This window comes from Dinghuibacter sp. (assembly GCF_035492835.1).
Taxonomy (GTDB): domain Bacteria; phylum Bacteroidota; class Bacteroidia; order Chitinophagales; family Chitinophagaceae; genus Dinghuibacter.
Window position 1 is genome coordinate 14,859 of sequence record NZ_DATJIY010000111.1, and the last position, 12,227, is coordinate 27,085.

Sequence of the window (12,227 nt, forward strand, 5' to 3'; positions counted from 1 at the left end):
ATCAACCATCGTCCCTGATCCGGTCGAAGATCCTCTCGAAGGCGGAGCCCCTTCTCCTCGGCATCAGCAAAACCCCCAATAGGTATAGCCCATTTACAAAGGCATTCACATAGTTGAACAGGTGGATGATCTTTTTGGACACACCATTGTCGGTTTCGCTCGCCAGGGAAGTGGCGCCCTCGTACAGTATCTGGTACAGAAAAAATATGATGAATGCCAGGCAAATAACAAAGCGGGCATTCTTATACAAGTTACGATTGTCGTGGGTAATCATGCGGTTTATTTCGTTAACGCTTAACAGCACCACGACAAAAGGATAGAGGATGCGGTACAGGGGTAAGTCGAAGTCGTTCAGGTGAAAAAAAACAAGGTTGCAGCATATCCACAAGACCAGGCTACCTCCCTGGAGCGCAAAGAACCACTTACGCCTTGTGTATCGGCTTCCAAAACTGTTCCACGCATAAAACTGCCAGAACAGCAATCCACACTCCAGTAATCCGTAAATATTCACACTGGGCGCATTGGTGCGGTGCAACCCGCGGATGAGCCAAAAGGAGATTACCTCCTGGATGGCCCCCAGGGCAAGCATGAAAATAAACGGCTCATACGTCTTCTCGATCTTACGCAGGCGGATCAGCGCCGCGCAAAGCGGGATAAGCAGGATTTGACTCAGTAAAAAAGAGTAAATCTCATTATTCATCTTAGTTGAGCGTACCGTTGGTAGAAGTGTCGCAGTCTGTCGGACAACGCTGGCCTATGTCGACCCCCTGGTAGCTTTCGGTTTTTGACTGCGCTTCGAGGACCCGGGGCTGGTTGCCGGCGGGCAGGGGAACGCTGACCAGCTTCGTGTGGATGTCGTTCCCGAATTTGTCGACGGGCAGCAGTACCAGACGTATCTGGTTGGCATCGTCCCGCCCAAGGTAGATCCTGATCCCTACGGCCCCGTCTGCGTTGAGGAGAGCGGCGATGGCGTCCCGGTTAAAGGATTCGGCGTAGGGTAACTTAAACTCCTTGTTCAGAAAGGAATCTGTCCCATTGATGCGGCCCAGCTCGGCTTCTCCCGCCCTGAACGATCTGATGTCGCTCACGACCTGTGCGCCGGAAATGATATGCTCGGCCGCCTTATTTTCATCCACGGGAATCTTGCCCCCGGGACGGCAGCCGGATAGGGAAAGCACGCCGCAAAGGGCAGCGCCCACGGCCAAAGAGCCTTTGAGATTGCTCAGTTTCATCGGTATATGTTTTTCGTTGTTTGCTGGAACAAAATAAAACAAGTCCGTTCTAAAACAAACAGGTAGCTATACCCATAACCGTAGCGTATAACTACGCATGGGCGGCACGGAACTTGCCCTTCAGCACCCGGAGGACCCGGTCGACGTCGTTTTCCGTCAACTCGTGGTGCATGGGCAGACATATCACCTCGCTGGAAATGCGGTTCGAAACGGGGAGGTTCTTTTTTTCTGAGGAAGGCAATCCTCTATAGGAGGGGAAGTCGCTGATGAGCGGATAGAAGTACCGGCGGCCAAGCACATTTTTTTCTTTCATCTTCATATACAAGGCGTCCCTGCTCATGCCCAGCTTCTGCTCGTCGATAAAGACCGGGAAGTAAGAATAGTTGTGCGTCACGCCGGGAATATCCTCCATAAAGCGGATACCTTCGATGTTCCTGAGCTCCTCGCGGTATATATTGGTAGCCCACCGGCGATGAGCGGCCGCACTTTCCAGCTGCCTGAGGCCCAGGATCCCGTATGCAGCCTGTACCTCGTTCATCTTGGCATTGATCCCCGGCGCGACAACCGTGACTTCGTCCTTGAAACCAAAATTCTTCAGGTAGTCGATGCGTTGTTTCATTTTCGCATCCCGGCAGACGATGGCGCCGCCTTCGATGGTCGAATAAGTCTTGGTGGCGTGGAAGCTGAGGATGGTCATGTCCCCGTACTCCGCGACCGAGACGCCGTCCTTCTTCACGGCAAAGGCGTGTGCCGCATCGTAAATGACCTTCAGGCCGTATGTATCGGCAATGTTCTGGATACGGTCTACGTCACAGGGAGTGCCGTACACGTGCACCGGCATAATGGCGGTGGTCCCCGGCGTTATCGCGGCTTCTATCCTGTCGGGATCGAGGTTGCACGTCTTGGGGTCGATGTCTACGAACACGGGTTTTATGTTGTTCCACCACAGCGAATGGGTCGTAGCGACAAAGCTGTAAGGCGTAGTGATCACTTCGCCGGTAATCCTCAAAGCCTGGAGCGCGGTCACCAGGGCAAGCGTCCCGTTACAGAAAAGGGAGATGTATTCGACGCCGAGGTACTCGCAAAGGGCCCGCTCCAGCTCCTCGTGATAGTGTCCGTTATTGGTCAGCCACTTCCGTTTCCAGATGTCTTCCAATATTGCGGTAAAATCCTCCAGCGGCGGGAACAGAGGTACGGTTACGGTTATCAGTTTCTCGGCTTCCATTATGTTCATTTTATGGGCGCCTAAATATAGGCTTTTTATGCCTGGTTGCCACCGGCTGGCGGTTGGCCGCCGGCGTTACCACCGCCCTGGGATTGCCCACCGGTATTGCCGCCCGGCGGCTGGTTGCCGCGTGGTCCGCCACCTTCCCGGGGTTGCCCACCTTCGCGCGGCCCGCCCCCTTGCGGACGTTCGCCGCGGGGCTGACCGCCTTCGGGTTTGCGGCCCTGGTCGGGGCGGCGATCACGGCGCTGCTGGTCGCCCCGGCTACCATCGCCACGACCACCGTCGTTGCGGTTGCCTTCTTTTTTTGCACCATCCGGCTTGGCGCCCTCAGGGTTGGCCACGCCTTCGGGTTTGCGACCCTGGTCGGGGCGGCGATCGCGGCGTTGCTGGTCGCGGTTAGCGTCGCCACGGTTACCGTCGCCACGACCACCTTCGTTCCGGTTGCCATCTCCACGACCTCCTTCGCTGCGCTTGCCTTCAGGTCGACTGCCCTCCGGGCGGTTGCCACCGGGTCTGTTGCCGTCCCTACGGCCGCCATCGCCACCGCCCTGGCGGGCTTCGACCTTGGCGTCGCCGCGGCCCTCGGTCCGTTTGCCGTCGCGGTCGCGGCGGTTTTCACGTTCCTTTTGCTTGCGTTTTTTGCTGTTGCGCTCGAGGCTGCGGAGGCTGATCTGGCCGACCAGCTCGACGTGCTCTGGTTCGGCCTCCTTGGATTTGGAGACCGATACCTCGGCAATCTGCAGTTCCTCGGGCTGGATGCCCTGGCGGTTGAGCCGCAGGATCTCCTTGACCCTGTCGACGGTGAGGGGGTATTGTTTATTGCTTTCCGGCAGCGTATACCACATCAGGTTGCGGAAGATATCCTTTTTGGCGAGCGAAGCCGCTCCTTTCGCGAGATGAAGCGTTTCCGCGTTGTCCGGGAAAGACTGGAGGGCGTCCAGGTAGGTATCGAGCTCGTAATTGAGACAACACTTTAAACGGCCACACTGACCGCTCAGCTTCGTTTGGTTGATGCTCAGGTTCTGGTAGCGGGCCGCCGTGGTGTTGACGCTTTTGAAATCGGTCAGCCAGGTGGAACAGCACAATTCCCGGCCGCAGCTACCGATGCCCCCGACCTTCGCGGCTTCCTGGCGGATGCCGATCTGGCGCATTTCCACCTTGACGCGGAATTCGGAAGCGTATACTTTGATCAGCTCCCGGAAATCGACCCGGTCGTCAGCCGTATAGAAAAAGGTGGCCTTTTTACCGTCCGCCTGGAACTCGACTTCACAAACCTTCATCTGCAGGTTCAATTGGCGCGCGATCGCCCGGGACCGGATCATGGCCGCCGGTTCGCGTCGTTTGTTCTCCTGCCATTTGGTAACGTCCTGGTCGCCGGCGCGGCGCAGTATCTTCTTGATGTCCGGATTGCGCTCGTCGATATTCCGCTTCTTCAGCTGCAAACGCACCAATTCCCCGGTAAGGTTGACCGATCCCACGTCGAACCCGCTCACGCCTTCGACGGCCACCATGTCGCCTTTCTCGAAGTGATGCAAGGTCGAATTCCGGTAATAATCCTTACGGCTTCCGTTATTAAAAGAAATCTCGACAACTGAACAAACGCTTCCGGGGTCGCTGAACGGCAGATTGGCTAACCAATCGTGTACGTTCATCCTGTTACATCCACCTGAGCTACATCCCCCGTTACTCTTACATCCTGCCGGTTTACCATTCACAACAGTACCACAACTTCCACATCCCATATATTGATTTATATTAAAGTGATGGGCCCGCCCCTTTCCAATCCGCTACTAGTCAGGGCCTAATTAACCAAAATTAGCGATTTGTTAGCAATGATATGGTACAATTTGAGGGTGAGCGCGTGAAAGAGCATCTTGGCATTGGCATTCCGCTCGATGTAATAGCTGGCTTCGTCCAGGACCCGGAGGATGGCTTCCTGTTGCTCCCTGCCGGCTATTTTGTTTAGCCTCAATGCGAAATCCCGTTCGGTCTCGGGGACTTGTCCCTCCTGACCTTCCATACAGCTCAACCGGATGGCCGTCTCCAGGAGGTGGTTAAAATACCTCAAAAATTGTTTCTGGCGCTCCCGTCCCAATTTGCTGACGCCTTCCACCCATTTCACCTGCGCCACCGGCCCGGTTTTGAGGATGGCGTTGAGCCACTCCCGCAACAGGGACTGCCAATCGTCGTCGGCGTGCTGGAGCTGCTGCAGGGCCTCCCGGTAATTGCCTTCGCTGATACTGGCCACCATTCGGGCCTTATCGGCCTCGAGGCCGGCTCTTTGCGTAAGCCCCTCCGCCACTTCCCCGTCCTTTAACGGTGGGGCCTTGATCAACTGCGTCCGCGACAGGATGGTCGGCAGGATCTGGCCGTCGTTTTCCGCCACCAGGATAAAAAGGGTATTTTCGGGGGGCTCCTCTACGATCTTCAACAGCTTGTTCCCCTCGTTGCCCAGGTACTCCGGCATCCACAACACCAGCACTTTTACCGGGCTTTCAAAACTCTTCAGGTTGAGCTTCCGGATGATCTCGCCGCACTCCTGGGCGGTGATATTCCCCTGTTTGTTTTCCGCCCCGATGGACTGCAGCCAGTCGTAGGCATTCCCATAGGGATACTGGCGGACGAACTCCCGCCACTCTACGATATAGTCGGTGCTGACGGGTTTATCGCCCGGTTTCCGGGGGATGACCGGGTAGGAGAAGTGTATATCGGGATGGATCAATGCGGCGGCCTTTTGGCAGGAGGGACAGACGCCGCAGGCGTCATCCGGGTAGACTCCCCCGGCGGTCGTTCCGGTTGCCGGCGCCGGTTCCGGGTCGCCGAACAACGATGGCCCCGCCGGCGCCGCTTTTGGCGCGCCCTTCCGGGGTAGCCGCTCACAGGTCAGGTATTGCGCCAGCGCCAGCGCCAGCGGCAACACCCCCGAGCCTTCGGGCCCCAGCATCAGCAACGCGTGGCTGAGACGTCCCCCGCTCACCATGCCGCGGATATGCGCCTTGAGGTCGGATTGGCCTATGACGTCTTTGAATTGCATGGCCCGCAATATACATTATTCGTAGCGGAGCGCCTCGATGGGGTCCAGCCGGGAGGCCTTTTGGGCCGGGTAGTAGCCAAAGAAGATGCCGGTCAGCGCGCACACCAGGAACGACAAAAGGATCGACGACTCCGACACCAGCGTCGGCCACGACAGGAAAACCGTCACAAGCCTGGCCGCGGTGACGCCCAGCGCCACGCCGATCAGGCCGCCGGTGATGCTGATCAGCAGCGCTTCCAGCAGGAACTGGAGCAGGATGTCGATACCCCGGGCGCCGATGGACATCCGCAAACCGATCTCTTTGGTACGCTCGGTCACCGAAACGTACATGATGTTCATGATCCCGATACCGCCGATGACCAGGGAGATGCCCGCGATCGCCGTCAACAGGACGGTCAGCAGCTGGCTCGTCGAGCTGAAGGTGTTCAGCAGCTCTGCCTGGGACCGCACCAGGAAGTCGTCCTGGTCCGTGGACCGGAGCCGGTGGGAGGCCCGCAGGATCTGGCTCATCTCATCCACGGCCTTGTCCGCGGAATTTTCGTCTACGGCGGAGGCATAGATGTTCTGGAGATAGATGGTGGAGAGGATGCGCTTCATGACCGTGGTGTAGGGTGCGATGATGACGTCGTCCTGGTCCTGCCCAAAGGCGTTTTCACCCTTGGTGGCCAGGAGCCCGATGACCTTGAAGGGCACGGCGTTGAACCGGATGATTTTTCCGACCGGGCTTTCCCCTCCGGGAAAAAGGTTGGTCGCAACGGTCTGCCCGATCAGGCAAACCTTACCCGCGGTGCTTACGTCGTCGTCCGAAAATGCAATCCCATCCTTAATGGGCCATTCGCGGATGTCGAGATACTCCGGGCTCACGCCCTGTATGGTCGTCGGCCAGTTGCTGGAGCCGTTGATCGCCTGCCCTTTGGTGGAGATGCCCGGGGAAACGGCGCTGAGGTAGCGGGCCTGCTTCTGCAGGGCGGTCACGTCCGCCAGCGTCAGGGATTGCACCGTCGTGGCGTCGAGCCGCGCGCCCGCCGCCACGTTGCTGTTGGGCCGAACCGTAAGCATGTTGGACCCCATCGAGGCAATGGAATCCTGGATACTCTTTTTGGAGCCCTGGCCGATAGCCACCATGGTGATCACCGCCGCCACGCCGATGATGATCCCCAGCATGGTGAGGAAGGCGCGGAGCTTGTTGCGCTGCAGGGCGCGCCAGGCGATTCGTATGAGGTTGAATGCGTTCATATGCTTTGTTGCGGCCCACGGGCCTGTTTGCGCGCCGCCACCTCAATAGTCGTCGCTCACCGGCAGCCCGGCCAGCACTTCCTTTGCGGAGCGTTTATTCTCGTTCATCGTATCCTTCATCAGCTTCCCGTCCCGCAGCATCACCGTCCGGCTGCTAAAAGACGCGATATCGGGTTCGTGGGTAACGAACACGATGGTCTTTTGCTGTGTTTGGTTGAGCTCCTGGAGCAGCGCCATGATCTCGTAGGAAGTGCGGGAATCCAGGTTGCCCGTCGCCTCGTCGGCGAGGATCATCACCGGCTCGTTGACCAGCGCCCTGGCGATGGCCACGCGTTGTTGCTGGCCGCCGGAAAGCTGGCTGGGCGTATGGTCCAGCCGATCGGCGAGCTTGACGGCCTCCAGCGCGCGGACGGCGCGCTCCCGGCGATCGTGGGAGGAAACCGAGGCGTTGTACAATAACGGCAGCTCGACGTTCTCCAGGGCCGAGGTACGCGGCAGCAGGTTATACGCCTGGAAAACAAAACCGATCTTCTCGTTCCTCAACCTCGCCAGCTCGTTCCGCCCCAGGCTCCCGATGTCCACCCCGTCCAGCAGGTATTTGCCGTCGGTCGGTTTGTCCAGGCAGCCCAGTATGTTCAGCATCGTCGTTTTCCCCGAACCGCTGCTCCCCATGATGGTGATGAATTCGCCCGCGGTCACGTCGAAGGTGACGCCCTTCAGGGCGCGGACAACTTCGGTGCCCATGCGGAATTCGCGTTTCAGGTTCTGGACCTCTAGAATTTTCTTTGCCATGTCACTTGCTTTGCGGCTTCTTCGGCGTACTCCCGCCCCCGCGGCGCGGCATGAACGGACTGGTGGGCGTGCCGGAGGCAGCCGCGGGCGTGCCGGCCGCCTCGACGCCGGTCACGACGTTCTCGTCACCGGACAAGCCGCTCATCACTTCCACGCGCGAGTCGTCGTTGAGCCCGACGTGGATGACCTTTTGTACCAGCGAATCGCCGCTGGCTATCCAGATCGCAGCGCGTTTACCCTTGCCCGACCCTTTTTTGACGACCTGGCCGGAAAGGCCGATGGTATCCATATGCGCGCTGCCGCTGATGTGTGCGGCCTCCGGGTCCGCTACCACCGTAAAGAACTTCGACAGGGATGGGTCCGGCGTAAATTTCAACGCCTTGGCCGGGATGAGCATTACATTCGAATCCACCTGGGTGAATATGGAGATGTTGGCGGTCATCCCGGGCTTCAGTTTCTTGTCCTGGTTGGGCGCCGCGATGATGGTCGAATACGTGACCACGTTAGCGGACGTCGTCGGATTGAGACGCACGTCCTGGACGGTGCCTTCAAACACGTTATTGGGGAACGCGTCGACCGTGAACGTCACGTTTTGCCCATTCGCCACGTTCCCGATGTCGGCTTCGTCCACCGCCGCCTGCACCTGCATCTTGGTTAGGTCCCTGGCGATGATGAAGAGCGTGGGCGTGTTGAAGCTCGCGGCCACCGTCTGACCCGCGCTGATGTTGCGCGACAGCACCGTGCCGTCGATGGGGGAATAGATGCTGGCATAGGCCAGGTTCTGGCGCGCGCCGCGAAGCTGCGAAGAAATACTGCTGACCGATCCCACGGCCGCCTGATATTGGTATTCCGCGGTTTCATAGTCCGCCTTGCTGATGGCGCCCGTGTTGTATAGGATTTGCTGGCGATCGAAGTTCGCCTTTTCAAAGACGACCTGGCTCTGGGCCGCGGCCAGCGATCCCTCATACTGCGAAACGGTGGCGTTCAGGAGCGATTTGTCCAGCTCCGCCAGGAGCTGCCCCTTGCGAACGACGCTGTTGAAGTCCGCGTATACCTTGGCAATGGTCCCCGACTCCTGGGTGCCCACCGCCACGGTATCCACCGGTTGAAGGGAGCCGGTGGCGGTTACGCTCTTCGAAATGGTACCGCTGGAGGGCCTGGCAGTATCCAGCTGGGGCGGCTTTTCCCGCTTAAAGTAGCCGAAGAACCATACCGCCCCGGCGGCTACCGCCACCAGGACTACGATCCACCAGATGTATTTCTTTTTCATTTGAGTTCTATTGGTACCGATGTATAAAATTCATAGATCTTCACATCCAGCACCGCGTTATACTTCGCCTGCGTATACGCCTGGAGCGCCTGGACATAGGTATTCTTCTGCTGCAGGAACTGGACGATGTTGGCGGCCCCGGCCTTGAGCTCCTCGTTGGCTATGCGATAGCTTTCCGAAGCGTATTTCAGCTGGTCGATGGAAGCGTTGTACTGTCCCTGTGCGTTAACGACGTTTATGTAGTATTGCTCGACGGTTTGTGACAGGCCCACGGCGGCCGCCTTCATGTTGAGCTCCTGCTGGCGGATTTCGATCCTGGCGTTCTCGACGTTGGTCCGGTTGATCCGGTTGCTGAAGATCGGGATGGACAAGGTCACACCCACCTGCTGGAAAAAGTTGTCGTCCAGCTGACGGAAGTACGCGTCGGTGTTATTGTTGGAATACCCGGTGGAAATATCCGCGCTGGCCCGCAGGGTAGGGTAGTAACCCGACCGTGCCTTGGACAGGTCCAGCTGGGCGGATTGTATACCCAGCTGAGCGATCTGGATTTCAGGTCTCGTCTGATAGGCGATCCGTTGCGCGCTGTCCAGCGACGGCACCAGCGTGGTCGCCATCAGGGTATCCCGGGGCGTGGCGACGTCGAAGGGCGTGCCATAGGGAAGCTGCAACAGCACCTTCAGGTTGAGTATCGCCTGGCGGACGGCCGTCTGACCGGTGACGAGCGTATATTGATCCGTAGCCAGCTGCGCCTGCAGCTGGGCGAGGTTCACCCTGGCGATACTGCCGGCGTCGTATTCCTGTTGGGCTTGTTTGACCTGCGCCTCGGAAGTCGTCACCAGGTCCTGTTCGTACACAATGGTCTCTTTGGCCAGCAGGATGTTCAGGAAAGCCGCGGTGATCTGGACATCGATGTTGGCTATGTCCTCCAGCACGGCCAGGTTGTCGGAGCGGATGATGAGCTGGTTTTGACGGATCACGTCGTTCAGGTAGCCCCCCTGGTAGAGCGTCATACCCGAGCTCACCGAATAGTCGCTGGCGAAGCTGGATTGCGTCTGGAAACCGCCCACGACCGGGTTGGCGTTCTTTGAATGCGTGTAGGTCTGGCTGGTCACTGCCGAAAGGCTGGGCAGCTTTGCGGCCTTGGAAAGGAGGAGCTCTTGCTTCCCCGTTTCCACGTTTAACCGGGCGGAGCCGATGGTTATATTATTGTCCCTGGCATAGGCAAGACAGGTCTTCAGGTCCCACTTTACGGAATCCTGGGCAGACGCGGATCTGGTTGAAAAAAGGGTCAACCCCAACAGGAATGCCGGGAAACGGCGAGGTATCATAGATTGATAAAATACGAACTGATTTTGTGGTTAGCAAGCGCCAGCGCCTTAACTTCAGCGTATGATCGAACTGCACAACGAGCTCCTGGCGGTGGCTATCGACCCCAAGGGAGCAGAGATGCAAATGCTGTGCCGAAAGGATAACGGCCTGAACTACCTATGGAAGGGGGACCCGCTCTACTGGGGAAAACACTCGCCCATCCTCTTCCCCATCGTAGGGACGTTGAAAGGGAACGCCTATTTGTACGAGGGCAAATCCTATACGCTACCCCGTCATGGTTTTGCCCGTGATAAAACCTTCCTGATCGCCGACATCACGCCCGACAAGGCCGTCTTTGCGCTGACCGAAGACGAGTCCACCCTGGCGGCGTACCCCTTTCCTTTTTTGCTCCGCGTTCACTACACGCTAACCGGCGCCAGCCTCGAGGTCCGCTACGACGTGCAGAATACCGGTAAAAGCCCGATGTACTTCTCGATCGGGGGGCACCCTGCCTTTTCGGTACCGCTGGTCGAAGGCACGGGCTATGAAGACTACACGCTCACCTTCAGCCAGGCGGAGACGGCGACCCGCCGCGTGCTGGTGGACGGGTTGCTGAGCGCCGAGGCCACCCCGTTCCTGCGGGATGAATCCGTCGTCCACCTGAACCATGAATTGTTTGCGGAAGACGCCATCGTATTGAACGGATTGCGGTCGGACAGCGTTACCCTGGGCAGCGCGAAAACGCCCCACGGTTTGACGTTCCGTATAAAGGACTGGCCGGACCTGGGGATATGGGCCGCCGCGAATGCGCCGTTCGTGTGTATAGAACCCTGGCAGGGGCACGCCGACGAGGTCGACAGCCATCAGCAGCTGGCGCAAAAACGAGGTGTCGTGTCGCTCGCGCCCGGACAGACGTGGTCGCGTGCGTGGACGGTGGAGTTGTTCTAAAGGCGCCGCCTTCGGCGGCGCCGGAAGCACCCGGAAATAATTACATGTTATACATCCCGTACCACCCCGCCCCAAACAGCGCCGTCTTTGCCTGCAGTACGATATGCACATCCACGCTTTCGAGCAGCGGCCGCATTCGCCCGCCCTTGTGAAATACATTCAGCCAATCCCCCGATTTCAGGAGCGGCAGCACGGCCACGGGTATCCCTCCCCCGATGTACAACCCCCCGGTCCCCTTCAACTTCAGGACGAGGTTGGCCGACTCGATCGCCAGGTAACGGACAAACATGTCGAGGGCTTCCTTAGCGGTGGGATCGTTCTTGTCAAAGGCCGCTTTACTGACCGCGGCGGCGCCGTCTTCGCTGGCCGCCTGCATCAGCTCGGCGGGACAGGGCCTCCCCTGCGACTCCACCAGGAATTTGAAGATGTTGATGATCCCCTGTCCGGAGACGACGCGTTCCCAGCTGATGTGCTCGAACTGCGCGTGCAGGTATTTGAAAAGCTCCAGGTCGATCGCTTCCCGCGGGCCGAAACCCGCGTGACCGCCTTCCGTGGCAAATGGATGATAATTCCCCCCGTCCCAGTATAAGCCCGCTTCTCCCAGACCGGTCCCCGGCGCGATCAGTGCGATGTTCCCCGGAGGGGGGTTGTTCCCGGGAAAGCTCAGGATGTCCTTATCGGTCAATGACGCCAGCCCATACGCCGTCGCCTCGAGGTCGTTGATCAGCGCCGCGCTTTGCACCCCCAGCTCGCTGACGAGCTGCTGCTGGTCGACTTCCCAGGTAAGGTTGGTGAGCTTCGTCTTTCCATCCATCACCGGGCCCGCCACGCCGATACAGATCCTGTCGGGTATGCGCTCGCTCCCCACGAACTTCCGGACGATGTCCGCCATGGATGAAAACTTCGCTGAAGGGAAACTGTCCTCCCTGATGCACTTGGGGCCTTGGGGGTCGTGCCTGAACAATGCCATGTTGCATTTGGTGCCGCCCAGGTCAGCCCCCAGGACCAACGGGCTGCCTTTCGATGTGGTGTCTTTGAAAGCGATAGGGATGCGCATACCGCGCTAAGTTACGCGAAAACGACTGCCCACGTGCCGACTTTCGGCCTGCCGGCCGTATGGAGGGGTGAGGTGCCTCTTTTTTCATGTTTTGCTGTGATTCACAGCAAAACAGGAAAAAA

11 protein-coding genes are annotated in these 12,227 nt (G+C 58.6%); 1 reads left to right on the forward strand and 10 read right to left on the reverse strand.

The genetic code is table 11. The annotated features are described in order from the left end of the window. Nucleotide 1: 1 nt before the first annotated feature. The 9 genes from VL547_RS10625 to VL547_RS10665 form a co-directional block, all read right to left on the reverse strand. A complete protein-coding gene (locus VL547_RS10625; protein ID WP_325577643.1) occupies nt 2–700 on the reverse strand; it encodes a hypothetical protein in 699 nt (232 codons plus the stop codon). 1 nt (nt 701) lies between these two features. Continuing rightward, complete coding sequence (locus VL547_RS10630; RefSeq protein ID WP_325577644.1) at nt 702–1,232, reverse strand: hypothetical protein; 531 nt, start codon at nt 1,230–1,232, stop codon at nt 702–704. Between the two features lie 91 nt (nt 1,233–1,323). Further along, nucleotides 1,324–2,457, reverse strand: a complete 1,134-nt coding sequence (locus tag VL547_RS10635) for a DegT/DnrJ/EryC1/StrS family aminotransferase (RefSeq protein WP_325577645.1) — start codon at nt 2,455–2,457, stop codon at nt 1,324–1,326. A gap of 35 nt (nt 2,458–2,492) precedes the next feature. Then, entirely contained in the window at nt 2,493–4,112 is a 1,620-nt protein-coding gene (gene ricT, locus VL547_RS10640; RefSeq protein WP_325577646.1) for a regulatory iron-sulfur-containing complex subunit RicT, read from the reverse strand. Between the two features lie 149 nt (nt 4,113–4,261). After that, a complete protein-coding gene (locus VL547_RS10645; protein WP_325577647.1) occupies nt 4,262–5,494 on the reverse strand; it encodes a hypothetical protein in 1,233 nt (410 codons plus the stop codon). A 15-nt stretch (nt 5,495–5,509) separates the two neighbouring features. Continuing rightward, nucleotides 5,510–6,730 (reverse strand): ABC transporter permease, encoded by a 1,221-nt coding sequence (locus tag VL547_RS10650; RefSeq protein ID WP_325577648.1) that lies wholly within the window; start codon nt 6,728–6,730, stop codon nt 5,510–5,512. A 42-nt stretch (nt 6,731–6,772) separates the two neighbouring features. Next, entirely contained in the window at nt 6,773–7,522 is a 750-nt protein-coding gene (locus tag VL547_RS10655; RefSeq protein WP_325577649.1) for an ABC transporter ATP-binding protein, read from the reverse strand. 1 nt (nt 7,523) lies between these two features. Further along, complete coding sequence (locus tag VL547_RS10660) at nt 7,524–8,792, reverse strand: efflux RND transporter periplasmic adaptor subunit (protein ID WP_325577650.1); 1,269 nt, start codon at nt 8,790–8,792, stop codon at nt 7,524–7,526. Beyond that, complete coding sequence (locus VL547_RS10665; RefSeq protein ID WP_325577651.1) at nt 8,789–10,120, reverse strand: TolC family protein; 1,332 nt, start codon at nt 10,118–10,120, stop codon at nt 8,789–8,791. The genes VL547_RS10660 and VL547_RS10665 overlap by 4 nt, the downstream gene beginning before the upstream one ends. A gap of 61 nt (nt 10,121–10,181) precedes the next feature. On the opposite strand from VL547_RS10665, the gene VL547_RS10670 reads away from it, so the two are divergent. Next, entirely contained in the window at nt 10,182–11,048 is an 867-nt protein-coding gene (locus VL547_RS10670; RefSeq protein ID WP_325577652.1) for an aldose 1-epimerase family protein, read from the forward strand. Between the two features lie 40 nt (nt 11,049–11,088). On the opposite strand, the gene glk is transcribed toward VL547_RS10670, so the two are convergent. Beyond that, on the reverse strand, nt 11,089–12,105 hold the full coding sequence (gene glk, locus VL547_RS10675) for a glucokinase (RefSeq protein ID WP_325577653.1): 1,017 nt from the start codon (nt 12,103–12,105) through the stop codon (nt 11,089–11,091). Nucleotides 12,106–12,227: the final 122 nt, after the last annotated feature.